The organism is Paenibacillus sp. EKM10P (genome assembly GCF_011800655.1).
Lineage (GTDB): Bacteria > Bacillota > Bacilli > Paenibacillales > Paenibacillaceae > Paenibacillus > Paenibacillus polymyxa.
In genome coordinates, this window is the sequence record NZ_JAALET010000014.1 from 59936 (window position 1) to 85238 (window position 25303).

Here is a 25303-nt window from a genome sequence, read left to right on the forward strand (position 1 = left end):
ATGTCAGCAAGAGTGTATTTTTGCTTGTGCACAGGTTAATAATGAAAATAAGAAATTAGCCTGTAAAAAATCAGCCAAAAGGGAATGACGCAGATGTCAGTTGATGTTTATCTTAACTTTAATGGAAACTGTCGCGAGGCAGCAGAATTTTACGCACATGCTTTTGGGACTGAGAAACCAAAGATCATGACGTTCGGGGAAGCACCGCCCAACCCCGATTATCCTCTACCAGAAGAAGCCAAAAATCTGGTCATGCATACGCGGCTTCAAATTGATGGAAGTAATGTGATGTTTTCAGACGTTTTTCCTGGTATGCCTTTTGTTGCGGGAAACAACATTAGCCTCGCCATCGTCAATAAGGACGAGGAGAGAATTCGTTCGTACTTTCATAAGTTAAAAGAAGGCGCGACCGTAAACATGGAGCTTCAAGAAACATTCTGGAGCAAATGCTACGGTAGCCTTAAAGATAAGTTTGGAATTGAATGGCAATTAAGCTATGATAACGAAATGACCGGCAGATAGGCCTTTTATATTGTCATACGACAGTGGAGCCTTCGCAAGCTTTTCTGATTGAATGCTTTGTGAGGGCTTCATATCAATCGCAGCCTTGAAATTCTTCCAAAACCTTGGATTTGTCTCCATGGATCTTATCCAGGTGATTCTCTCCCCAATAGCATAAATGGTCTAGTGCGGGTTTTAATCCCCAGCCGTACTGCGTTAACTCATACTCCACTTTAGGTGGGATTTCATTATAAACCTCTCGTGTAACAATCTCATCCTTTTCCAGGCTTCTGAGCTGAGTGGTCAGCATTTTTTGAGTAATGCCGGGCATTAACCGACGAAACTCAGACGATCGTTTCCGTCCTGTCATCAGATGGTAGATAATTAAAGGCTTCCATTTTCCTCCCATTACCTCTAAAGCTGCTTCCACTCCAACTTGATACTTCTTTTGAACCCTATTTTTGGTCGGTTCATTCATTCCTTAATCCTCCTTTAGAAGGCTACGTTTGCTAAAAACAACCCATCACTTCAATTCGTGACTCAGGTCAATTTAGGTAATCTACCTAGGGCACTTCCATGTTCCTATGGCACCTGTATTATCCTATAGAACGTAAAAGTGCGTACTTCCAGATTATTTTCCTAATGTTTATAATAGCAGCAAGCATGGAGCATGCCTAGAAGTTAGCCTATTGAGAAAGGTAGTGAAAACATGAAAGTACTAGTCGTTGTTTCACACCCAAGAAAAGATTCCCTGACCTTTAAGGTTGCCGGTCGTTTCGTACAAGGTCTTGTCGATGCGGGCCACGATTATGAGATATTGGATTTGCATGGGATCGGTTTTGATCCTGTTTTAAAAGGAGTAGATGAACCGGATTGGTCCGTTGCGGAGCAGTCTTTTTCCCCTGAAGTAGAAATGGAAATAAGGCGGTTGAAGGAGCATGATACGTTGGCATTTATTTTTCCACTTTGGTGGTGGCATTTGCCAGCTATGCTGAAGGGTTATATTGACCGTGTATGGAACAATGGGTTTGCGTACGGTTCGAATCACCTTCATCATCAGCATATCTTGTGGATTGGCTTGTCCGGCGTTTCGAAAGAACAGCTGAAAAAGCGTAGCTATGATGAAATGATTACTCATTTGCTGAATGTGGGTATTGCAGATTATTGCGGTGTTTCCAACTCCAAGGTTGAATTCTTAGATGAGACTCTGGGTTCAAATTCTGCTCATTATGAAATATTGCTGGACCAAGCTTATCGCTTGGGTCTGAATTATGCCAAGGATTAGGCTTTATTTACAAGCCGCTAACCCATCCATAATTTCCGTGGAAGTGGGTTAGCGTTTTTTTCCTTCATTAAACATTAACTGGCCTTCGACAACAAATAGAGAAAATAAGGGGTAACCAAGATAGTGATTATGATTCCGGTTGGAATATCAGCACCAAAACTGATCGTGCGTGTAAGGGTATCAGCAATCAATATAACGAGCGAGCCAACCAATGCAGTAGTAGGTAACAGCAGCTTATGATTGGGTCCTACCAACCTGCGAGCCAAATGGGGACTAACCATGCCCACAAAAAAGAAATTCCCACCAAGTGCCACGCTACCAGAAGCCAGAGCCACTGCTGCGATCGTCAAGCCGATAAATTCCCTTTTAATGGCTACGCCAAGCCCCGATGCTGTCTGATTGCCCAAGTTCAGCGTATTGAGTGTGTTAGACCTGTAAAAAACATAAAAGCAGATGATCAGCACCCAGGGGAGCAGCACCATAATATAGCTCCAGTCATCCCCCCAAAGATCTCCAGCCTGCCAACGCAGAGCAAAATCATACTGTTGCTTGTCTAATCGGAGCGTCAGTAGCAGCGACAATGCGCTGTAGCCACTCCCCATAGCAACACCCGTTAAAATTAGGCCTGTAGGTGAAATGTCTCTTCCCCGCCTAAAAGCAAACATAAAAATCAAAAATGCTGCTGTGAGCCCGCCTGCAAAAGCCAGCCCTGGAAGAATAATAGGCGATAGTAATCCCTCACTAGCGAACAGCGTAATATATAAAAGCACGAATAACCCCGAGCCCGAGCTGATGCCTAGTGTCCCTGGACTGGCCATGTCGTTTTTGAGCAAGCTTTGCATAATACAACCCGATATCCCCATGCCAATACCCACTAATACGGAAAGCACAATACGTGGCAGTCGAAATTCAAATACGATCAGATTCTGCTTGCTCGTTCCTTCGCCGATGATGACCTTGAAAACTTCGAGTGGGGACAGATTCATTTTCCCGACATTCATGCTGAGTATGGCAACCAGCAGTGTCAACACGGTTAACAGTAAAATAATGCTTATACCCCTGCTATTGCGGGACAGATTCAACTAAACTCCCTCCTTTGCTTGCGCACAAGGTAGAGAAAATAGGGTACGCCGACCAAAGCAAAAATAATGCCTAGCGGCGTTTCATGAGGGCGATTAATCATTCGACCCAGCAAATCTGCTGCCAGTAGAAATACTGCTCCATACAACGCTGTGGCGGGAATAATATATCGATAATCTGTACCGACCAGATAGCGTATAATGTGTGGCACGATCAAACCTACAAACCCAACAGGACCGACTACAATAACCGATAACCCCGTTAAAATTAATACGATTAAGGTTGAAAATAGCTTGATTCTATTCGCTCGAATTCCTAGGCCTGATGCCACCTCCTCTCCAAAGCTCAAGATCGTAATGGAGGGAGACAGGGCGATAGCACAGACCAAGCCCACTACAAATAGTGGTGAAATGAAAGCCAGTTCACTCCACTTGGCACTGGCTGTCCCACCAGCAGACCAATAATCAAGTGCTTGACCAATCTCATACTTAATTGCGATAAAAGTGCTGAACGCACCAAAGAGCATAGAGATGGACATTCCTGCTAGCACTAAGCGCTGAGGCGTCATCCCCCATTTGCCTATAGACGCGATGTAGTACGTAATTCCTGTGGTGATTGCTGCGCCCAAGCAAGAATACAGCATGGTTTCACCATAGGTGCGCCCTGGCAAAAAGGCCATACATAGCGCAATAGCAAATGTCGAGCCTGAGCTTATACCAATGAGTCCCGAGTCGGCCAATGGATTGCGAGTCGTTCCCTGCATGATCGCCCCGCACACAGCTAGGCTACACCCAACAATGATGTCCGCCACAGTGCGTGGAAAACGCAATGTATGAATAATTTGGTGTTCCGTAATATTGGGATCAAATTGAAATACAGCCCCCCATGCCAGCTTCAAGCTCATTTCCGCAGCACCAAAGGTGATGGATGCTACGGAAACTATCATGAGCAGAAACACTCCCACAATCATGTAGCTTACAAAATGAAATATTCCTTTTTTATTTCGTTCTTTGTGAGTAGACATTGATTACACCCTTAGTTGGTCAATTATGCATCATTACTTCGTTTGTTCCAGTAATTTGCCAATAATATAATCTAGCTGTCCTGTCATACTAGCAACGTCCGAATAGTAGAACAATCCTGCATATTTCGCTGGAATTTCGATGATGTGCCCATTTTTTACGGCTGGAATACTGCTCCAGATTTTGGTTTTCGCATATTCGGATTCTTTGCCTTCCTGCTTAAACCACAGGACATAATCGCTAAAGTATTCAGCAGCTACCTCATAGGATAAAGAACCTCGACTCTCTCCGGAATTTTTAATCAGTGTGTTGAGCTTTTCCGGTTTGTGAAGTCCTAGATAATCGTAAATTAACGTTCCTCCACGTGAGCCTGTTTCATAATATATTCCGTAGGAGCCACTGCCCCAGTCCTCAAAAATGCTAAACGTTTTGTCTTTGAATATGTCGGAATTTAGTTTTTCTTTGGCCTCGCTCAACTTGCTTTCAAACTGTGAAATCACTTTATCCGCTTCTGCATCATGTCCTGTGGCTTGACCAAGGAATTTCATCCGTTCCACAGATGTCATTTTACCCTCAGGTATTACAAGAACAGGTGCAATTTTGGACAGCTTATCATAATCTTTTGTATCATATGTAATGATGAGATCTGGATCGTACTTCATAATTTCCTCGGTCTCCCATTTTTCAATGACAGGAATCCCGTTAAACTTATCGTAATAAGGCATGGTTTCTTGTTTCCAACCAAATACCGCAGCTGGCTTGATTCCCAGCGTGAATACATCGCCAATATACCAGTTCACCACTACCCGTTGGGGGTTAGCGGGCACCTTTACATCTCCTTTTATCGTAGAGACTGTACGTGTACCAGACTCACTGCTTGCCTCTTCCTTCGCCGAAGATGCAGGTTGAGCAGATGAATCTGAGGAACTGCCAGCATTTCCACACCCTGAAATAACGAAGATTATTACGAATAATGCACACAAAATCATGTAAAATTTCTTGCTCATCATATAATGCATGTTGTAAATTCTCCTTTAACATATTGTAATTGTAGAGCATACTTAAAATTAATGATATTGATAATCATTATCACTAATATAAAATTGTAAATTTCTCCTCCAAGATTGTCAACTGTTTCTTTAAGTTTTAGTTACTTTAATGGATTTTCCAACGTTGCCCTTCTATTCGCTTCATGCCATTCCTGATAGATTCCTCCAATTTCATAAAATGCTTTATTTATTGCAGTTGTCAGCTCCTTCATGATCTCCTTGGTATATTTTAGATGAGTATTTCGGTTATCTACTTTATATTTACGAAGCAGATTTAGGTGAGCAATGATATGAATCGTATCTTCGATGATCCAATACATCACATCCTCTACATCTTTCGTAAGCTTATTTAGTATCTGTACGCCTCTTTCATACATTTGGAGCGTGTATCCCTGTTTGCCAACTTTCACATGCGGACTCAGATCATCATAAAAACCTGTACGGAAAGGTCGACTTACATATTGCTCATACTGTTCTTCGTACATCGAAGTTTGTTCGAGCAGCTTAACGGTCATTTCTATGATTTCTTGTTCATTGTATATTTTTCTCATCCTATTTCATCTTCCTTTTCTATACTAAAATTTAAGTCATCATCATATTAGGTTATAAGTAATGCAATAAAATACTAAACTATTTTTTTACCAACCATTAACAATTCTTTTTACTGCAAACGATAATTAGAATAGAGGGATTTTCCTCGATATTTTAAATTGAAGGGGACAGGCAAATGAATAAAGTATGGGCGAAAGCATCGGCTATTTTATTGGTAGTGGTATCCCTAATCTTCAATGGAACGTACGCGCTCGCAGCTTCAGCAACATCCACGTATATCGTTACGTTTCAGCAAGCAACCCTGGTCTCGAATGACCATGTAGGCAACGATTGGGCCATCGCTGCCCAGGTGGCTGGTCAGTCCATTAGTGAAGGTAACAGCGTAAAAGTAAAAGCCAAGTCGGGTAGCAGCATTAAGCTGTATGCGTACGCTGAGGAACAAGACAAAATTCCTGATGTAGGCGAAATCACGAAAAATGTAAAGGTCACTTCGGTTTCTTCCAAAGGTTCTACCGTTAAGTTAAGAGTCACTATTACTGAAAATCGTGGACGATATTCAGGTCATCAAGCCGTTTGGGAATTCACCTATAAGATTAAGAAACAATCATAAAGCACTATAAATAAACCGTCACTCTCAGGAGCGGCGGTCTTCATATTTTACAAGTCAGGACAACTAGGTAGATACCATTTCGGGATATAGATTTGAAAGCAATCATATGCCTCCAAAACCTCTTCTGCTTGTTGTACCATATCGTCTACCTCTTCTTTGCCAAATGGAATGGCCCAGGGAATCGATGAAAGCTGATTGCTTGCAATATACAGTGCCATTAATCTAAAAAATAAATCCGGTACATCATTATGGAAATAACCGTGAATACGACCTGAAGCAAATAATGGGCTTAATCCTGCACACCAGGTAATACGGTTGAATTCTTCCCAGGGATCACCATAATCCAGCCTATTAAAATCAATGATCCCCAATTCACCAGATGGGGTAACCACCATATTACCGACATGATAATCCCCATGCTGAAATGTTTGGGGGCGATTTTCTAATAGATGACGGTTTTGTTCAATAAAGCTTATCGTTTGATCTGCTCCTTTTAAAACAATACCGCATGACTTAAAGTTTCTAATATATCTGTTGATTTTGGCATTATAATGTTCAGCCCATGGGACCAGGTCCTGCTCTGCATGAATCTCATGCAATTTAGCCAATACCTCTCCCGCCTGAACCCCGAGTTGATACTGTTGTTCGGCGTTTAACGATGGGATAACACCTTCAGCATCTTCCCCGTTGACCCAGGTAAATAAAGAGTATACCGACTGTCCGCTGTTGCATATCCCAAAATCAAGCGGACGGGACATTAGAATATTATCTATATGATGCAGCTTTTTTACGGATTCAAATTCTCGCTGTTTCTTGTCATATTGGGTGAAATCGGAAATTCTCAATAGTAACTCCCTACCGTCAGCGGTTTGAATATGATACTTGTTGTCACTGGACCAGCCCTTATGTATTTCTTGCACGTTGCTCCATGCGCTGGCACCCGGTATTTCACTAAAGAGTTGACTCACGCTCGCATCCCCCCACGCTAATAATAGCCTTGCTTGCTATGCCTTCCATAGTTTACCTTCAAAATGAGGGAGGAATCAATCTTCTTGCCAGCATAAACCCAAATAAAAAAGGCTGAAAAGACAAATTGTCTCTTCAACCTGACTATAAAATGAGTTGTTATCATAAATACCCATTATAATTACCTATCATAAGTACCTATCACTTATACCCTCAATTTAGTAAGCATAGGAAAACTCATTTTTAAATTCGTCTACTCGTTGAATGGTTTTCAGAATATTCCGACCTTCACGTGTACCATCAATAATACGACGCGCTTGTTTGCTGTCTCCGATGTTTACAACTTCCACTTGATGCTCTTTTCCATATTGAAGCAAGCTATCCATCAGCGGAGTGTATGAACGCATACCCAAACATACGAATCCGAGATCAAAAGGAATCTCAAACTCCTGTTCTCCACGCTTTACTTTGAAACGGTCGCTGCACACTTCCGTCAAAGCTGTCTCTGTATGGACGTTCACTTCTCGTTCCTCGACCATTTTCATCATTGAAATGCGGGTAATCATATCCAGGTCCTTACCCAATAAAGGCATCATTTCAATAATGGAAACTTCTTGAGCCCCGCGCTCTGCATAATATTCTACAACATCCAGTCCCACGGCTCCGCCACCCACTACAGCAATACGTTTGCCTTCAAACTCTTGAAAGTTCTCCATATTGTTCAACAGATCAAAGATAGAAAATACTTTTGTACCCGGTTTTCCTAGTTGATCGTGCAGACCTGCAATCGGTGGAAGCAGCGGTTTGGCCCCCGTTGCATTAACAATAATATCAGGGTTCAGAGCACTAATCATCGTCAGATCTGCTCGTGTGCCTGTGACAATATTCAGATTGGTTAATTGCTTGGTGCGCTGAATCAGATAATCTGGGAAGTCATTGATACGCGTTTTGTCTGGTAAGCGTGCAATATCACGCGCAAGGCCACCCAGTTCTGCCTTTTCTTCAAAGAGGGTTACTTGGCAGCCTACCTCAGCCGCTGTACAGGCCGCTTCCATTCCCGCGGTACCCCCACCGATCACAACGACTTGGACATTGTTTCTAACTCGTTGTTTCCGGTATTCAGCTTCCTTGAACAAATCTGGATTTACCGTACAGCAAATTGGTTTACTTTTGGAGATACGATGATCGGCACAACCAATGTTGCAGGAGATGCATTTTCTAAGCAAATGCTCGTAGCCGTTTTGCACTTTGAGTACCCAGTTCGGTTCTGCGATCAAGCCTCTGCCCATTGCCAAAAGATCAGCGTCACCTCTTTCCAATATGTCCTGCGCAGCCTGTGGGCTCCGTATATTACCTGAGGTCATCGTGACCTTTCCGAATTTATCTTTTACTGCTTTAGCCATATAAGAGCGCCAACCATCTGGCAGGTTCATCCCGTCAATCTGGTACTGAATGGAATCATTTAGAGCTGCAGAAACGTTCAAAATATCTACCTCATCATTGAGATACTCCAGTAACTCCAGTGTATCTTCCAAGGTATTCCCACCTTCTGTAAACTCCTCCGCACTAAAACGTAAGCAAATGGGGAAGAATGGACCCACCACTGAACGAATTTCATCAATGACTAATCTGGCAAAACGAGTACGGTTTTCTGCGCTGCCGCCAAATTCATCCGTACGTTTATTGTACACCGGCGAAAGAAACTGACTCAGCAAGTAGGAATGTCCCGCGTGAATTTCAACACAGTCAAATCCTGCTCGCTGTGCTCTTCCCGCTGCTTCTCCGTATTTACGCACAATGGCATAAATTTCTTCTTTTTGCAAAGGTCTTGGAATCGCTCCACCCTTTTTAGAAGGAATATTCGAAGAAGAAACGGGTTGAACTCCGTTCAGTCGTCCAGCATAAGCCGAAGCACCCGCATGGTTAATTTGTACAGAAACACATGCTCCGTAAGAGTGCAGAGCTTCTGTTAATCTAAACAGTCCAGGAATAAACTGATCATTATCCATCCGCAGCTGGGTTGTTCCGTTCGTACCCATAGGGAAATCCAAACAAACATTTTCTACTGTGATCAGGCCGGTCCCCCCTTTGGCCCGTTGTACGTAATAGTCAATATGATCCTGAACAAAGCTTCCATCCATGGCAGCAAAGTTGGTTCCCATCGGGGGCATTACAATCCGATTCTTCAAGGTCATACGCCGTATGGTCAGAGGTTCAAATATCGCAGGATAGTGGTTCATAGTTCTTCCTCCTTGCAGTTTTGCAAATTTCATTCATTTTCAAGTTTCATTACATAACTCATATATGTGATTTTTTTCACTTTAAAGAATATCGAAGTTTTATTGAGTACGATCATTCCTTATGACTTGATTTTATATTATTCGATCTATAAATTCTAATGCTATTTTATGCGCTGAATCATAGTTTCAGTCTATAGATAAAATATAGTGCTACATAAAAAAAGGAACCATCCTTTAAGAAATGTTCCTTTCAGCTCAAACCCAAATCATACTTTATTCGTTATTCACCTATGTATCCGTTCTTTTGAAACCGTAGGGCCTACGCTCCAATATACCTTCCCTAACATATCTGTCCAACAGTTCACACATTGTAGCATATCCATTTTTGCTAAATGAAGGTGTGTAGGCTTTGGCTTTAGGAGAGGTGTTCAGATATTGAAGGAAGAATCCCTCATCTATCACCTGCGTATCGTAAATATAAGCTTCAATCGATGTATGCCGTTCTGGGTGATGCTCCCCAATATTCACAAACAGACAATGATCACCATGTAAATCAGCTGACCATATTCCATCTATAATCAAGTCTGTTTCTCCTTGTTCCAGCCATTCAAACTGAGTTGGGAACGGAACGTACTCAGAAGGTCTCATTTGATGGGTTTCGGTAGCCATTCGTTCACATAAACGCTGCGCAGATAGCGTGTACTCGTCCCAAAAGCCCAAAATAGCCATATCTCTTGCGCGCGAGTATCCCCATTCTTGATTTTCTTCTGTCGAAGTTTTGAACTGTGCTAACGATTGGTCTATCCTCTTATGCCTCATTGCTGTTCTCCTTCCTCCGATCTATCACAAGATGTACTTCCATTTAGAAACCAAAAATCCCCCGCTCGAAAAGCCGTGTGAGTTCAAAAAAAGAAACATCACGGCTTAACGGCAAGGGAAATATATCTATCTGTATACAGATTATACTTTTAGATCACCATCATAGGTGGCAATCATTTTGTATAGTTCGGGACGACGATCACGGAAAATGCCCCATTCGATCCGTCCTACTTCCAGCTCGTCCAGATCAAATTCGGCGGTAAGCACTTCCTCATCGGTACGACCAGCCTCTGCTATCTTATTCCCTTGAGGGCCAGCGATAAAGGATGAGCCGTAGAAATTGATGCTGGATTCTTCATCGGTTTCCTTTCCGATACGGTTGGAAGCAATGACTGGAATCAGATTGGAAGCTGCATGACCTAGCATGCAAGTCTGCCAGTGATCCTTAGAGTCAATGGAGGAATCTTGTGGTTCTGAACCAATGGCTGTCGGGTAAAATAAAATTTCTGCGCCCATAAGCGCCATACAGCGGGCCGCCTCAGGATACCATTGATCCCAGCACACGCCTACTCCGATTTTGGCATAACGTGTATTCCACACTTTAAAACCGGTGTCGCCCGGATTAAAATAAAACTTTTCCTCATACCCAGGGCCGTCCGGGATGTGGCTTTTGCGGTATTTACCTAACACTTCACCATCTGCATCAATAACAGCAAGACTGTTGTAACGAGCATAGTTCTTCTTCTCGTAGAAGCTGATTGGCAGCACAACCTGCAATTCCTTGGCAATCTTCTTGAAATGGTTAACCGCTTTGTTGTGCTCCAGCTCAGTTGCATATACATAATAATCAGACTTTTCCTTCTGGCAGAAGTATGGAGTTTCGAACAATTCCTGCAGCAAAATAATTTGCGCGCCTTGGGCCGCCGCTTCACGTACCAACTTCTCTGCTTTGCTGATATTTTCTTCGATATTGGTAGAACAGCTCATTTGAGTTGCTGCCACTTTTACTTTTCTCACCTTAGTCCTCCTTATAAATGTTGTATCGTTCAACGCTTTACAGCAGGCATCTGCTGGGTTGTACAGTGTACGTTACCGCCTTCACGGATAACTGCCATACCATCTACAGTGCGGATCTTGCGATTCGGGAATACTTTTGACAGCACTTGCTGGGCTGCAAGATCACTCTCAGCAGCAGTTCCGCCAAACACAGGCAAAATAATGCCGCCATTCACAAAGTAGAAGTTAATATAGCTCAGTGTCAGTCGGCTGTCTTCATAATCCACACGCGGCGGTTGGCCGATTTGAATCACTTCCAGCTTACGACCTTTGGCATCCGTTGCTTGCTCTAGAATACGCAGATTTTCCTGCGTGATTTCATAATTTTCATCCTCAGGATCATCACATACTTGCATAATGACCTTGCCAGGAGCAGCAAAGCAAGCAATATTGTCCACATGACCATCCGTTTCGTCGCCACTGAGTCCACGTTTTAGCCAGATAATTTTCTCGGCACCTGTATATTCGCATACGTACCGTTCTATTTCTTCTCGGCTTAATTCCGGATTGCGGTTGGGATTGAGCAAGCACTCTTCGGTTGTAATTAGAGTACCTTCGCCATCTACATGCAGTGAGCCGCCTTCCATTACTAGCGGTGCATCTAACCGCGGAACTCCAAGTTTGTCCAGTATTTGCGGCGCAACCTGGTCATCCAGATCCCATGGAGCATATTTGCCGCCCCAAGCATTAAACTTCCAGTTAATACCTGCCAACTGACCCTGCTCATCCGTCAGAAAAGTTGGACCGTTATCACGTAGCCACGCATCGCTGTGCTCTATTGGTAACAGTTCTACCCGTTCCCCGAGCTCAAGCGCTTTAACGCTCTCCAGATCATCTGGATTTACGACTACGGTAACTGGTTCAAATTCCGCCATAGCACTTACGATTTCGGCATAACCCTTACATACCTCGGCATGCATATCGGGGTAAACCATTGAAGATTTTACAGGCCAGGAAATATACGTACGTTCATGTGGCACCCATTCAGGCGGCATCTTATAATGTGAATCCTTAATTTGCATGTATTGAAACTCTCTTTCTTTTCAGAATGTAGACTCCGCTCCTATCATACAATAATATGATCTTTGTCTCAATCGAAGCGGAAAAGTTTTAATAATTTACATTGAAATTTGAGAAATTACTTTGAAAAGGTGATTGCTTTCACCGTACTGCCATCAAAATCCTTCACGGTAAATTGTGCTCCCTCAAGCACACCATAAGAGGATGGATAATTTTCTTTTGGTAATGCGATTGAACCAGGGTTCAGTACAAAGACCCCATTTTCCACATCTGCTACCGGAATATGAGTGTGTCCTTGAATGAATACATCACCCGCTTCTAGTGGCGGTAAATTTCCGATACTAAAACCATGTCCATGCGTGATATAGATTCGCCGTCCTTCATGGTACAGTAAAGCATAATCACCCATCATCGGAAAATCCAGCAACATCTGATCCACTTCTGCATCGCAATTCCCGCGTACCGACACCGCAATGTGGGATTTATATTGGTTCAGCATAGCAGCCACTTCCGCCGGGTTATATCCTTCCGGTAACGGATTACGCGGTCCATGGTACATATAATCTCCAAGCAAGACAAGGCGGTCAGCTTTCTCCTGCCTAAACTTTTCCAGTGCCAATTGCAACCAATACAGTGAACCGTGAATATCTGATATAAACATTAATTTCATAGTTTTTCCTTCCTTTCTGAATAGGCCATAGTAATTTGGAAATATTCCTCTTACGTTCATTATTACATTATTCCCTGAACAAATCTGTGCAAAAATGTTTCTTTACGTTTGGTAGTTCTCTGTAAAGACGCAAAACTACAGTTCCAAATGAACTGTAGTTTTATGGTTAATTTCTTTTATACTTGTGCTTGTCATCTTCGGTAATTTTACGGATGACCTTGCAAGGGTTCCCTGCGGCAATCACACCAGAGGGAATATCTTTGGTAACAACGCTTCCTGCACCAATAATTGAATCATCCCCTATCGTGACGCCCGCCAGAACGCAAACATTACCACCGATCCAAACATTATTGCCCACAGTAATTGGAAATACAATTTCCAACCCTTCATTACGTTGTTCCACATCAAGAGGATGACCCGCAGTATAAAATCCGCAGTTAGGAGCAACAAATACATTATCACCGAACACTATTTTTGCCCCATCAAGCATGATCGTATTGTGGTTACTATAAAAGTTTTCACCGATTTCGATATTATACCCATAGTCACACACAAAAGGCTGCTCAATCAAGAATCTATCCGTTGTCTTTCCTAGTAAAGTTTTGATGAGTGTTTCTCGTTCTTCCATATTTCTAGGATGGAGCTGATTATATTCGTAGCAGAGACCTTTGGCGTATAGACGTTCCTCAATCAATTCTTCATCATAATTAGCATTGTATAGGAGTCCTAATTGTGATTTTTCTTTTTCTGTCATCGCTTGTCCACACTCCGTTTATGTAGTTAGATTCTCGTGGTAAATGACGCTCATAAAAAAATTGGCGACCGCTTCCCCCATAATAAAGCAGAGGCGGTCGCCACGTAAAAAACATCATTATGTTTTTTATAATTTAGTTACTGGTTTATTAATAAATTAGCGTTTCAAGCTTCCACCGTTTGTGGAAATAACCTCTTTGTACCAGTGGAACGATTTTTTCCGGTATCTTTCAAGTGTACCGCTGCCATCATCATGACGGTCAACATAAATGTAACCATAACGTTTTTTAAGCTGAGCAGTCGACGCGCTGACAAGGTCGATACAGCCCCAAGATGTATAGCCCAGAACCTCTACTCCATCTTCAATCGCTTCCCCAACTTGAACCAAATGATCATTCAGATAGTTGATCCGGTAGTCATCTTCAACCGTTTTTTCACCTTTTTCATTGGTGATAAGCTCGTCCACAGCGCCCAGACCATTTTCAACGATGAACAGTGGTTTTTGGAAACGATCATAGAATGTATTCAGCACATAGCGCAGACCTTGCGGATCAATTTGCCAGCCCCACTCACTTGCCTCGAGATGCGGATTGCTCACCCCACCGAGGATGTTACCTTCACCTTTGACTTTTTTAGCTTCGTCTGCAGTCTCACAAGTACTCATGTAATAGCTGAACGAGATAAAATCAACCGTATGCTTCAGATCTTCAGCATCACCTGGCTCAAAATGAATAGAGATTCCGTTTTCTTTGAAGAAACGTTTCATGTAACCTGGATATTGACCTCTTGCATGAATATCGGCAAATGCCATGTTTCTGTGATCAAATTCCATTGCTGCAATTACATCGTCTGGATTAGGTGTCAGCGGATAAGTAGGCATACTCAGTACCATACAACCAATTTTGAAATCAGGATTAATCTGATGACCGATTTTTACCGCTCTTGCACTCGCTACCAGCTCATGGTGAATCGCTTGATAAAGATCTTGTTCACTAAGTTGATCTTTTGGTGTGCTAATCCCGCCACTCATGAAGGGTGCTTCAAGAATGGAGTTGATTTCATTGAATGTCAACCAGTATTTTACTTTATCTTTGTAGCGATTAAATACAGTTGTTGCATAGCGCTCATAGAAATCAACAAGCTTACGGTTTACCCAACCATCGTATTCTCTGGACAAATGTAAAGGTGTTTCATAGTGAGATAATGTAACGAGTGGCTCAATGCCATATTTATGAAGTTCATCAAACAAATCATCATAAAATTGCAAGCCTTGTTCATTAGGTTCCAACTCGTCACCTTTAGGGAAGATACGTGACCAAGCTATGGAAGTACGGAACACTTTAAAGCCCATTTCCGCAAAAAGTTTAATATCTTCTTTATAATGATGGTAAAAATCAATACCGATCAACTTCATATTATCTTCTGTTGGTACATCCGTAACCGGCCCCCAGCCACCACGAGGAGTTACATCCTGAATGGACCAGCCTTTTCCGTCTTCTTGATAAGCGCCTTCGAGCTGATTAGCAGCAACTGCTCCGCCCCACAGGAAATCTTTTGGAAACTGTGTACTCATATTTTCTCCGCCTTTGCTGATGTTTTTTCATTAACTAGGACATAAACACGTTACCTCTACGCTAATGTTTATAAAGTACTTCTAATTGAATCTTAAGGTTTGTAACGCGTTTCATGTCAAGTATTATTTTAAAAACTTGCAGAGTCTATAATCGTATTATCTCCAATACTTACTTCCATATTTATAACAACGTCCCGACCCATCTATCCGTTAATTACCAATTGTAACTGGGTGAGCTATTCTTCAAAGCGGAAGGCTTCTATTTTCTTTTTTCCACCAATTGTAAATTGTAGGTCAGGCTTTCAAGGGTAACTGAAATCAACCCATACATGTATTCATCGTGCGTATCGTTTTTTACAAAAATCTCAGGCATATGTTCTTTGGGTACATCTTTAAGACAGCCGTTATAAATATCATCCAACAGTGCTGGCTTAGATAACTCTCCAGTCAAAGCGATCGATACAGGGTCTATAATCGCAATAATGGATGTTATCGTTTTGATCGCCAAAGGAACAAATTCCTGTGTGCTATTTAACTGTTTAAGCTGTTCCTCTCTCGTTATGCCAAAGGGTAAAAAGGAAACTTCCCCAGCAAATTTGGTATTTCCTTTTAACAAATGTCCATCGACAATAAAACCCGCTCCCGGAAAATTATCCTTGGGAAACGTAACAATAGCAAAGGTTTTGTCCTCATCATAATTTTGCATGTTATAAAATCCATAGACGGTCAGATGCATATCATTTTCAATGGTGACTTCTAACCCGTATTTATCTTGAAGGCGTGGTCCTACAGGGACTCCTATCAGCAGATCAAGGTCACAGACATCAATAACCCCTTGATGAACAACCCCCGGAATGCCAATACCAACGGCTTTGACGTTTCCATAGGTATGAATTAGCTCTCCGACTTGGTCATCTATAACTTCATAATCAATATGCGGCACAACGGATGTATTCTCTGCGATAATATCGCCAAGCATATTGGCCACAGCATAAGTAAGAGAATGTACTCCTCCTTCTGTTTTCACAGTTAAACAAATAATATAGGAATAATCAGCGTTATATTTGTACCGTCTAGCCGGGCGACCGCCACTCGACTCTTCCAATTCCATCTCTAATACTTCTCCGGTTTGAAGAAGCTCATTCAGAATATTCCCACAGGTTGCCACACTAAGTCCTGTAATACTGGCTATAGACGACTTGGTTGCAAATTCCTTGGATTTCAGTGTGTTTTTAACTAGCTCTACATTAATTCGTTTGACCCGAATGGTATTATTGGAGACTGGTTGTATTTGAATACACCCCTTTTGAAGTGATTATTAAAAGGTTAATAATAAGCTGTAATATAACGCCCGGTCTGCAATAAGTCAATTTGCACAACCCGTACGCAAGAATATGATTCTCCATTCGATTAGTCGATCATCATGATATACTATGGATAAGAGACAAAAATTTAGTGATAAAACTAACAAGAAAAGGGAGATTCTATTGGCAACTAGCGAATATGTAGCAATCATTGCGTTGATCCTCTCCGTCATACTTTTGTTCAAGGTCTACCGTCTTCAATCTCGACTTAATGATTTGAAATCCGATGTGGAGCGTCTTGAGAACCGTTCAGGACCAACGGAAACATCGATGTCAAGTACAATTACTCCCCCTCCTCCACATTTCCTAGACGCAGAAGCTTCAAAAGAAATCAATCAAAGGCTGCTTCTACTGATCAGGGAAGGAAATAAGATTCAAGCCATAAAAGAATTAAGAATCGCTAAGGATCTGTCTCTTAAGGATGCAAAAGATTATGTAGATCATTTGGAAAAGCTTTAAGAAAGGAAGAATTAAAATGAGTGTCAGCAAAACAAACGCCATGCGCATATTAGACGGGCAACACATCCACTACAATATTTTGAGTTATGACCATCAAGATGGAAAAATAGACGGTATGAACGTAGCCGAAAAGATCCAAAGAGCACCGGAATCCGTTTTTAAAACCTTGGTTGCACATAGCAAACAAAATCTGTTTGTTTTTGTGATTCCTGTACATAAAGAGCTTGATCTCAAAAAGGCTGCCAAATCTGCGGGAGAGAAAAAAATTGAAATGCTTCCTGTTAAGGAGTTGCAAAAGCATACAGGATATATTCGCGGTGGCTGCTCTCCCATAGGAATGAAAAAGCTCTACCCCACTTATATCGACCAGCCCGCAGTTGAACTGGAAACGATCGTTGTAAGCGGCGGGAAAATTGGAACTCAGCTGGAACTGAGTCCGCACGATTTGGCTCAAATCATTCAAGCACAGTTTACAGATCTATCGCACACGGTATAAAACTCATCATGTCATCATAAAATCTTTATGCGTATTTTCTCTTAATCCTATGCTTCATCATGCTTCAACCTAGAGAGGAAGATCAAATGATGCATAATGATTGCTCAAAGAAAGTCGGAATCCCCCAACCCATCAGAAGTGATGGTGCAGGGGGCATCGACAAGGGTCCACGTGATGTGATGAGGGATTTACAAAATCCGGATATGCTGGTTCCTCCCGTAACGGACAATGGTCTCATACCGAATATGCGGTTTTCTTTTTCAGATGCTCATATGCAGCTTAATCATGGTGGGTGGTCAAGAGAAGTTACAGTAAGGGAGTTACCCATTGCCACAACTCTTGCCGGAGTGAACATGAGTTTGACACCGGGCGGTGTCCGTGAGCTTCACTGGCATCAGCAGGCAGAATGGTCTTATATGCTGTTAGGAAGTGCACGTATTACGGCAGTTGACCAAGATGGACGTAATTTTATTGCTGATGTGGGCCCAGGCGATCTCTGGTACTTTCCACCAGGCATCCCGCATTCTATACAGGGCCTTGAAGAAGGCTGTGAGTTTTTGCTGGTTTTCGATGATGGCAGTTTTTCCGATCTGAACACCTTATCCATCTCAGATTGGTTCGCCCATACTCCCAAAGAGGTGATTTCTGCAAATTTCGGGATTCCAGAAACCGATTTTGCAGCCATTCCTCAAGACCAAGTCTACATCTATCAGGATTCCGTTCCCGGTTCAATCCAAAGTCAAGCGGTTCCCTCTCCCTATGGGACGTTGCCCCTATCCTTTAAGCATGAATTACTAGCTCAGCCCCCGATCAAAACACCGGGCGGAAGCGTACGGATCGTCGACTCCTCCAATTTTCCGATTTCCAAAACTATCGCAGCTGCCCTGGTTGAGATTGAGCCCGGAGCCATGCGAGAGATGCACTGGCACCCCAATAATGATGAATGGCAATACTACCTTGCAGGGCAAGGACGGATGACTGTCTTTGGCGGTAATGGTGCAGCCCGGACATTTGATTTTAGGGCCGGGGATGTTGGATATGTGCCTTTTGCTTATGGTCATTACATTCAAAATACTGGCTCCAGCACACTATGGTTTCTTGAAATGTTTAAAAGTGACCGTTTTGCAGATGTGTCCTTAAATCAATGGATGGCTCTGACACCTACAGAGTTGATTCAAAGTAATTTACACGTTGGTTCTGATGTAATCTCTAATTTACGAAAGGTCAAATGGCCCGTCGTCAAGTATCCTGGTTACTCTTATGACCCTAAAAATAAATAAAGGAATCACTTCGTCATGATGTCTTCCAGCTGTTTCTGTGGCTCAGAACAAACTGCTCAAATGAGACCGGACAGCGCCCAGTGACAAGCTTAACGGTATCGGTCACTTGATCTTCACTTCCGTTTTCACGTATCCTTCTATCCAATCCTGCCAGCATATCTGCATATTCTTCAGGCATTCCAGCGCGAACCATGCCCGCTTTCAACTCTTCATCAGACAAAGAGATATGCTGGATCGGTTGGACTGTTGATTTCCCAATAATTTCAGCCACTTCGTTATATGTTAGTGTTTGAGGTCCAGTGATGACATGAGCTGTGTTGTGTGGTTTATCGTCAATAAGAGCCCTCACTCCCACTTCTGCAATGTCATCTGCACTTACGAAGCCTATTCTCCCGTTTTGGGTTGCACTATAAATGGCCTTGTTGTTTTTGATCGTTTCCACATGCTGGCCTTCTGTGAAATTCTCCATAAAGTAGGATGGCTGTAATACAGCCCACTCTGGAGCTAATCTACGAAGTGCTTGATGCACAGGTCCAAATACTGGCCCGTCCTCAGGCACAGATGCGCTGCCTAAAAGCACGAATCTTTGCACTCCTTCTCTCAAGGCCCTCTCAATAAAAGGAATCATCACTTTGGCGGGATTGACGTCCAACACAGGTACTACCAAATAAATTTTATCTACATTCATCAGCGCCTGTGTATGTGTTGATTCATCATACCAATCAAAATATACATAATCTTCTTCTTCCCAATTGCCAGGTTTAGTACGCCCAGCCAAACGTACTGGATACTGAAGTTGCGTAAGTTTGGCAGCTACACGGCTGCCTGTTTTGCCGTTTGCTCCTGTAATCAACGTTATATTTCTGTCTTTCATAAAATTCAACTCCTATTTAAATTTTTTATCTTAGTCTAGATTTTCATATCTCCATGAGGCTTGAACTCTTTCATTCATGATTCCAAGGCTTCAAGAGCGACCAAAGGGTTCCAGTAATCTTTGTAGTGAGTAATGCTCCATATTTTCTTCTAACATGTTGCTCATAAATTTATGCATGACTGTTTGCGCTTGCTGTTTTGCTTTGTCGGTATTCGGATTGATTGTCATAGTAGACACCTCGCATAATTATTTTTAGTTCCTGCTTAAAACAAATTCAAGACAGAAATTAAACATAAGAATTCTAGATTGATCAGTCTATAATACTCAAAAAAATTTGACTAATCGGTCTAGAATATTCAAAAAATAAACGCTATTAAGCGTTTATAAAGATCACTCCAAAATCGACAGCGTCGTACGCACAATATCTCTAAGCACCTCAGGGCTTGCGCCTGTCTTGGCGGTAAATGTCAGCGATAATCGGGCATGATTTAGAAATCTGGCGATTGACAACAGTTCAGATTCCGTAGCATGAATCTCCCCCTCACTTTGGGCGCGGACTAGGGCGTTGTAAAAAGCAAGTTCAAGCTTTTCAGTGTTTTCAGTAATAAAAGCTTTGATCTCATGATGATGCGGAGCCTGTTCAATAGCACTGTTCATAATAAAGCATTCCTTCGACAGCCTCTTATCCATCAAGACTCTAACAGATTCATTAAAAATCATCGCTATTGCATCCTTAATGCTCCCAGGTTGACTGAGCAGATGTACTACGGCTTCGGTTTTGTCACGTATGTAAAGCTGAATAGCCGAAAAAAACAAATCATATTTCGTGCCGTAGGTATCATAAAGACTCTGCCGCGCTATACCCAGCTGATCCAGTAAAATGGTCAGAGAAGTTCCCTCATACCCATGCTCTCCAAATACAGCCATAGCTTTTCGCAGAACACTTTCAGTATCAAATTCTTTAGCTCTTCCCAAACCTCATGTTCACCTCCTTGCTTATGATTATAATTTTTTCAGACTGATCAGTCAAGAAAATAAAATTGATTTTATATAATTTTATTTACAAAAAAACCATCGTACCGAAATACGATGGTTTAGGTATGTTTATTTTATCCAAACGCTCAGGTGTAAATGATGCAATCTGACTATTCCTCAGAGTCTACGTTATGGTAAACCTGCTGAACATCCTCCAAATCTTCTAATGCATCAATCAATTTATCAAATTGAGCCTGTGCATCCTCTGGAAGAGTAATATCATTTTGGGCAAGCATGGTGAGCTCGGCAACGGTAAACTCCGTTACTCCTGCCTGCTTGAAAGCTTCCTGAACAGCATGGAATTGATCAGGTTCTGCATATACGATGACAGCTTCATCTTCTTCGATGATGTCACGAACCTCGACATCTGCCTCCATCAACAGCTCCAGCACTTCATCTGGAGTTTTACCCACCAGACCAATAACTGCTGTTGAATCAAACATATAGGCTACAGATCCGCTCACGCCCAGGCTACCGCCATTTTTAGTAAAAGCAGAACGCACATCTGATGCTGTACGGTTTACGTTATTGGTCAGTGCATCTACAATGACCATGGAACCGTTCGGTCCGAAACCTTCATAACGAAGCTCTACGTAGTTTTCATCGCCAGCACCTTTTGCTTTTTCAATAGCGCGGTCAATGATCGCTTTCGGTACATTGTACGTTTTTGCACGTTCTAACACGACTCTTAGGACCCGATTGGATTCAGGATCAGGCTCGCCCTGTTTGGCTGCCACATAAATTTCCACGCCAAATTTAGCATATATACGACTCGTATTAGCATCCTTGGATGCCTTCTTTTCTTTAATGTTATTCCACTTACGTCCCATAATATCCCGCTCTCTTCCTGTATGAATATACACAACGAACTTCATTATATCCTTGTATATTATATCTCCTAAAGGACATACGAACAAGTTCAAACACTCCGTTATGGAAAAATAAACAATTCTGCCTACAATCCTCCTCATCTATGGACAACAATCCTATGAATGTCTAAGATGAGGAGGAAGTCTGACTTGAAGGAGATTATTCACTTGGATGTCTTATATAAAAAGTTGAGCAATAACCATGAAATCACGGTATATGAAACCACGGAGCTGTATGGTGAAAAGGGGTTATTTCGTGTGATGGAATTTTCAAATGCGGCTGTCCAAGGTGCGCTAGATTTGAATCATCCGCAACGCATTCTGTTCGAATATCCCAGAGCAATCATCCATCTTATGGAGCTGAACGATCCGTCATTTGAAGACGTGTTTGTTATCGGGCATGGTATAGGCACGATTGCGGGTCACTTTACAGATAAACGTTTTAAGATTGCCGAGCTGGATTCGCAAGTAGTAGAATTCAGCCGAACATTCTTTGGGTACGACCAGAACAATGTGACTATTGGCGATGGACGTCGCATCCTGGAGAAGGAGGCCCCGGATGCTTATGACTATATTATATTGGACGCCTTCACGGAGCAGGGTACACCCTTGCATTTAGTATCCTGGGAATTTTTCAAGATGGCTAAAGAAAAGCTGGATTCCGAAGGATCGCTAATTATGAATGTAATGGGCAAAAGTGAACACGATCATCTAGTCCATGCCATTCACACAACGTTGCGTGAAGAATTCGCCTATGTCACAACATTCTCTCTACCATCGGAAGGCGTTGCCGACATTCAAAATATCATTATGATAGGTCGAGACAAGCCCATTCGTTTTCAGGCACGTCAGATGGCGGACTTTCATGAGATTACACTTGGAGAAGGTCATATTCTGCGGGATACAGATGCTTAGTGTTGTATGAGACTCAATATTCTTCTCTCTACATCATGGATATGAATCGACTCTTTGTTGCTGTTTCTTCGCTCTACGAATTCTACTTTTCCGTGTTCAGCATCTTTACCAACGACGATGCGCACGGGAATACCTACTAAATCTGAATCTTTAAATTTAACTCCTGGACGTTCGTCACGATCATCTAGCAGAACCTCTATACCGCGATCCTGTAGTTGGCTGTATAGCTCCTCGGCTATTTGCATCTGAAGCCTGTCTTTCACTGAAATCGGAATGATATGAACCTGAAACGGAGCCAGTGCGTGGGGCCATATCATTCCGTTCTGGTCATGATTCTGCTCTACAATGGCGGACAGGATTCGGGAAATGCCAATACCATAGCAGCCCATAATCATCGCTTGATTGGTTCCAGACGCATCTAGAAAGGTCGCCCCCAACTTCTCACTGTACTTGGTGCCCAGTTTAAATACATGTCCAATCTCAATTCCACGGTGGAGTACCAATTTCCCTTCGTCACATCGAGGACATCTATCCCCTTCTATAACATTACGTAAGTCTGCCACATGCCGAAGATCTAGATCGCGCCTTGGATTCACATGCCGATAATGGTAGTCCTGCTCGTTCGCGCCTGCGAAACCGCTGGACATTTGGACAACGGCGTAATCCACCCACACAGGGATTGTCAAGCCGCATGGACCTATGGACCCGGGTGGGGTTCCAGTTGCCTTTGTGACGGCATTTGCACTTGCTATTTCGAATTTTTCACTACCTAAAATTTGTTTAACTTTTACTTCGTTGACCTCATGATCTCCTCTGACAACTACCGCAATCGGCTGATCGTCAGCCATATAAATCAATGTTTTGATGATTTCTTTAGGCTCTATGTGAAGGGTATCAACCAGTTGATCTATGGTGCGTAGACCTGGAGTATACAGTTTTTCCATTTCATCTGTATCGATAGAAGGATGGCTGTCATGTTCATTTTCATCGAAGACAGAAGATATTCCTATGCTTCCCGTCGAACGCGGCTCCGCCTTCTCAAGATTGGCAGCATAATCACAGCAGGTACACGCCACTATGGTATCCTCTCCTATATCAGCCAGCGCCATAAATTCGTGGGTTTCACCTTCACCACCAATAGCACCAGCATCTGCTTCGACGGCGCGAAAATTTAGACTGCAGCGGGTGAAAATACGTTGGTATGCCTGGAACATGGCCCAATAAGTGTGATCTAGTCCCTCCCAATTGGCATCAAACGAATAGGCATCCTTCATCAAAAATTCTCTGCTGCGAAGCAACCCAAACCGAGGACGTCGTTCATCCCGAAACTTGGTTTGAATTTGATACAGTGTTACAGGCAATTTCCGATAGGAATTCACTTCATTTCGTATTAAAGACGTAATGACCTCTTCATGTGTAGGCCCTAATGCAAACTCCCGATCATGTCGATCTTGCAGACGCATCAGCTCTGAACCGTACACATCGTATCTCCCCGATTCTTGCCACAGTTCCGTTGGCTGTAATACAGGCATCAGCAATTCTCCAGCTCCTGCACGATCCATCTCATCTCGTACAATTTGTTCCACTTTTCTGAGTACCCGTCTGCCCAGTGGCATATAGGTATACATTCCAGCCGCCAATTGGCGGATAAATCCTGCCCGCAGCATAAGCTGATGACTAATCACTTCGGCCTCTGCAGGTGCTTCACGCAAGGTTGTCAGTAATAATTGGCTTTGGCGCATGTGTGGCTTCCTCCTTGTAAGAACGATAAAATGTACGCAAAAAAGACACATCCGTCAGGGACGAATGTGTCGTGGTACCACCCTTCATTTGACCGTAACCATATTCGGCACGGTCCTTCTTTAGATAACGGCATCTGGCCGGTAACGGTTTATCTTACGCACCGCTACAGCTCGCAAGGCAGGAAAACGTTCATTCGCGGCGAGAAACCTTTCAGCCCATGGGTTTCTTCTCTGTACAGCGGGTAATTGAACCTTTGATCCTTGGTCTACACTATTCCTATATATTACAATTTTCACCACTTTACTCGAAACGCAGATTCAAGTCAAGGAGATAATTGTCTATCTGGGCTCAGCCAAGGACATGAACGATATTTAGATTTTAAGATAATCAAATTCCTTTCATTACCATATTGCAAAATGAGCGGCCATATTTTAGGACGGATACGCCTGCGAAAACCCAGAACAAATCGGACAAACCGAGGTGAAATATCCCAAATACGAACGGCTTCTTGCTCTACTCCTTTGGGTAGCTCCTTGGAAAATAAAAAACGGTTAAGCGAACGCGTGATAACACCTGATATCGCCTCAATCGTGCTGACATCCATTACGATGATTGTGTCGGAACGCTGGAGTCGCTCGGTAAAATAACGTTCATGATAATTGCCTTCGATAATCCACTCTTCCCCTTGCAGGACTTCACCCAGCTGTTTATGAAATTGTTTGTCTGTACTCCGCTTCCACTCCGGTCCCCAATACAAATCATCCAACGAAATATACGGCAAATGAGTCCACATCGACAGTCGTTTGGCCAAAAAAGTCTTGCCGCTCCCCGGTGAGCCGATTACGATAATACGTTTAGCATGCTGCACAGCTAGAAGCTCGTCACTCACTTCCCCACGTAAGGTTAGCGTTGAATAGATCAGTCGATATAGAAATCCTACTGCCAAAGCCCCTCCCTTTAAAAGCAAATAAAGAAGAAACAGCGGCAGAAAAACAATAGCGTATTTCACACTGTCCATCAGACAACCTGCCCCTTTTATACATTCAATATTTGAGATCATTACATCTGTGAA

General features: G+C 42.7%; 27 protein-coding genes. 8 read left to right on the forward strand and 19 right to left on the reverse strand.

Features of this window, described 5'->3' with window-relative positions; translation table 11 throughout:
- Positions 1–93 precede the first annotated feature (93 nt).
- Positions 94–522 (forward strand): VOC family protein, encoded by a 429-nt coding sequence (locus tag HFE01_RS22785; RefSeq protein WP_090891185.1) that lies wholly within the window; start codon positions 94–96, stop codon positions 520–522.
- Positions 523–595: 73 nt separating this feature from the next.
- Here the strand turns inward: HFE01_RS22785 and HFE01_RS22790 are convergent, their stop codons facing one another.
- The gene (locus tag HFE01_RS22790; protein WP_016818995.1) at positions 596–979 is read right to left on the reverse strand and encodes a winged helix-turn-helix transcriptional regulator; all 384 of its coding nucleotides are present in this window, start codon (positions 977–979) and stop codon (positions 596–598) included.
- A gap of 231 nt (positions 980–1210) precedes the next feature.
- Here HFE01_RS22790 and HFE01_RS22795 point away from each other — a divergent pair, with 231 nt between their 5' ends.
- Entirely contained in the window at positions 1211–1786 is a 576-nt protein-coding gene (locus HFE01_RS22795; protein WP_107735032.1) for an NAD(P)H oxidoreductase, read from the forward strand.
- 74 nt (positions 1787–1860) lie between these two features.
- On the opposite strand, the gene HFE01_RS22800 is transcribed toward HFE01_RS22795, so the two are convergent.
- The 4 genes from HFE01_RS22800 to HFE01_RS22815 all read right to left on the reverse strand — a co-directional run bounded on the left by HFE01_RS22800 (position 1861) and on the right by HFE01_RS22815 (position 5488).
- Complete coding sequence (locus tag HFE01_RS22800) at positions 1861–2868, reverse strand: FecCD family ABC transporter permease (RefSeq protein WP_107735031.1); 1008 nt, start codon at positions 2866–2868, stop codon at positions 1861–1863.
- Positions 2865–3890 carry a FecCD family ABC transporter permease gene (locus HFE01_RS22805; RefSeq protein WP_107735030.1) on the reverse strand — a complete coding sequence of 342 codons (1026 nt, stop codon included), beginning with the start codon at positions 3888–3890 and terminating at the stop codon, positions 2865–2867. Before HFE01_RS22805 ends, HFE01_RS22800 begins: the two co-directional genes overlap by 4 nt.
- 33 nt (positions 3891–3923) lie before the next feature.
- Positions 3924–4907 (reverse strand): ABC transporter substrate-binding protein, encoded by a 984-nt coding sequence (locus tag HFE01_RS22810; protein ID WP_167438690.1) that lies wholly within the window; start codon positions 4905–4907, stop codon positions 3924–3926.
- A gap of 131 nt (positions 4908–5038) precedes the next feature.
- On the reverse strand, positions 5039–5488 hold the full coding sequence (locus HFE01_RS22815; protein ID WP_107735028.1) for an immunity 63 family protein: 450 nt from the start codon (positions 5486–5488) through the stop codon (positions 5039–5041).
- A 176-nt stretch (positions 5489–5664) separates the two neighbouring features.
- Between HFE01_RS22815 and HFE01_RS22820 the strand changes: the two genes are divergently transcribed.
- The gene (locus HFE01_RS22820) at positions 5665–6099 is read left to right on the forward strand and encodes a hypothetical protein (RefSeq protein ID WP_090891189.1); all 435 of its coding nucleotides are present in this window, start codon (positions 5665–5667) and stop codon (positions 6097–6099) included.
- Between the two features lie 47 nt (positions 6100–6146).
- Here HFE01_RS22820 and HFE01_RS22825 read toward each other — a convergent pair whose 3' ends face one another.
- The 9 genes from HFE01_RS22825 to HFE01_RS22865 form a co-directional block, all read right to left on the reverse strand.
- Complete coding sequence (locus HFE01_RS22825) at positions 6147–7067, reverse strand: aminoglycoside phosphotransferase family protein (RefSeq protein WP_025364809.1); 921 nt, start codon at positions 7065–7067, stop codon at positions 6147–6149.
- Between the two features lie 216 nt (positions 7068–7283).
- Entirely contained in the window at positions 7284–9305 is a 2022-nt protein-coding gene (locus HFE01_RS22830) for an oxidoreductase (protein WP_031463474.1), read from the reverse strand.
- A gap of 288 nt (positions 9306–9593) precedes the next feature.
- Entirely contained in the window at positions 9594–10124 is a 531-nt protein-coding gene (locus HFE01_RS22835; RefSeq protein ID WP_019687171.1) for a hypothetical protein, read from the reverse strand.
- Between the two features lie 141 nt (positions 10125–10265).
- Positions 10266–11141, reverse strand: coding sequence for an N-carbamoylputrescine amidase (gene aguB, locus HFE01_RS22840; protein WP_016818981.1), 876 nt, complete (start codon positions 11139–11141; stop codon positions 10266–10268).
- A 29-nt stretch (positions 11142–11170) separates the two neighbouring features.
- Positions 11171–12202 (reverse strand): agmatine deiminase family protein, encoded by a 1032-nt coding sequence (locus HFE01_RS22845; RefSeq protein ID WP_107735027.1) that lies wholly within the window; start codon positions 12200–12202, stop codon positions 11171–11173.
- A 116-nt stretch (positions 12203–12318) separates the two neighbouring features.
- Positions 12319–12870 (reverse strand): phosphodiesterase, encoded by a 552-nt coding sequence (yfcE, locus tag HFE01_RS22850; protein ID WP_107735026.1) that lies wholly within the window; start codon positions 12868–12870, stop codon positions 12319–12321.
- Positions 12871–13036: 166 nt separating this feature from the next.
- A complete protein-coding gene (locus tag HFE01_RS22855; RefSeq protein WP_019687167.1) occupies positions 13037–13624 on the reverse strand; it encodes a sugar O-acetyltransferase in 588 nt (195 codons plus the stop codon).
- A gap of 156 nt (positions 13625–13780) precedes the next feature.
- Complete coding sequence (locus HFE01_RS22860; RefSeq protein ID WP_016818977.1) at positions 13781–15196, reverse strand: glycoside hydrolase family 1 protein; 1416 nt, start codon at positions 15194–15196, stop codon at positions 13781–13783.
- Between the two features lie 259 nt (positions 15197–15455).
- Positions 15456–16364, reverse strand: coding sequence for an ROK family protein (locus HFE01_RS22865; RefSeq protein ID WP_031463469.1), 909 nt, complete (start codon positions 16362–16364; stop codon positions 15456–15458).
- Between the two features lie 319 nt (positions 16365–16683).
- Between HFE01_RS22865 and HFE01_RS22870 the strand changes: the two genes are divergently transcribed.
- The 3 genes from HFE01_RS22870 (at position 16684) to HFE01_RS22880 (ending at position 18795) form a co-directional block, all read left to right on the forward strand.
- The gene (locus HFE01_RS22870) at positions 16684–17019 is read left to right on the forward strand and encodes a ribosomal protein L7/L12 (RefSeq protein ID WP_090891228.1); all 336 of its coding nucleotides are present in this window, start codon (positions 16684–16686) and stop codon (positions 17017–17019) included.
- Positions 17020–17035: 16 nt separating this feature from the next.
- Positions 17036–17515 (forward strand): Cys-tRNA(Pro) deacylase, encoded by a 480-nt coding sequence (gene ybaK / locus HFE01_RS22875; RefSeq protein WP_016818974.1) that lies wholly within the window; start codon positions 17036–17038, stop codon positions 17513–17515.
- An 89-nt stretch (positions 17516–17604) separates the two neighbouring features.
- Positions 17605–18795 carry an oxalate decarboxylase family bicupin gene (locus HFE01_RS22880; protein WP_029514310.1) on the forward strand — a complete coding sequence of 397 codons (1191 nt, stop codon included), beginning with the start codon at positions 17605–17607 and terminating at the stop codon, positions 18793–18795.
- A gap of 13 nt (positions 18796–18808) precedes the next feature.
- Here HFE01_RS22880 and HFE01_RS22885 read toward each other — a convergent pair whose 3' ends face one another.
- The 3 genes from HFE01_RS22885 to HFE01_RS22900 all read right to left on the reverse strand — a co-directional run bounded on the left by HFE01_RS22885 (position 18809) and on the right by HFE01_RS22900 (position 21534).
- A complete protein-coding gene (locus tag HFE01_RS22885; protein ID WP_107735024.1) occupies positions 18809–19669 on the reverse strand; it encodes an NmrA family NAD(P)-binding protein in 861 nt (286 codons plus the stop codon).
- A 390-nt stretch (positions 19670–20059) separates the two neighbouring features.
- Positions 20060–20644, reverse strand: coding sequence for a TetR/AcrR family transcriptional regulator (locus HFE01_RS22895; RefSeq protein ID WP_025364796.1), 585 nt, complete (start codon positions 20642–20644; stop codon positions 20060–20062).
- 170 nt (positions 20645–20814) lie between these two features.
- A complete protein-coding gene (locus HFE01_RS22900; RefSeq protein ID WP_025364795.1) occupies positions 20815–21534 on the reverse strand; it encodes a YebC/PmpR family DNA-binding transcriptional regulator in 720 nt (239 codons plus the stop codon).
- Between the two features lie 189 nt (positions 21535–21723).
- Between HFE01_RS22900 and HFE01_RS22905 the strand changes: the two genes are divergently transcribed.
- On the forward strand, positions 21724–22488 hold the full coding sequence (locus tag HFE01_RS22905) for a spermidine synthase (RefSeq protein WP_031463465.1): 765 nt from the start codon (positions 21724–21726) through the stop codon (positions 22486–22488).
- On the opposite strand, the gene HFE01_RS22910 is transcribed toward HFE01_RS22905, so the two are convergent.
- Positions 22485–24230, reverse strand: coding sequence for a proline--tRNA ligase (locus HFE01_RS22910; RefSeq protein ID WP_107735023.1), 1746 nt, complete (start codon positions 24228–24230; stop codon positions 22485–22487). The genes HFE01_RS22905 and HFE01_RS22910 overlap by 4 nt on opposite strands.
- Before the next feature lie 30 nt (positions 24231–24260).
- On the opposite strand from HFE01_RS22910, the gene HFE01_RS22915 reads away from it, so the two are divergent.
- Positions 24261–24476, forward strand: a complete 216-nt coding sequence (locus HFE01_RS22915; RefSeq protein WP_146169111.1) for a hypothetical protein — start codon at positions 24261–24263, stop codon at positions 24474–24476.
- Between the two features lie 77 nt (positions 24477–24553).
- On the opposite strand, the gene HFE01_RS22920 is transcribed toward HFE01_RS22915, so the two are convergent.
- Positions 24554–25249, reverse strand: a complete 696-nt coding sequence (locus HFE01_RS22920) for a P-loop NTPase family protein (protein ID WP_017428508.1) — start codon at positions 25247–25249, stop codon at positions 24554–24556.
- Positions 25250–25303: the final 54 nt, after the last annotated feature.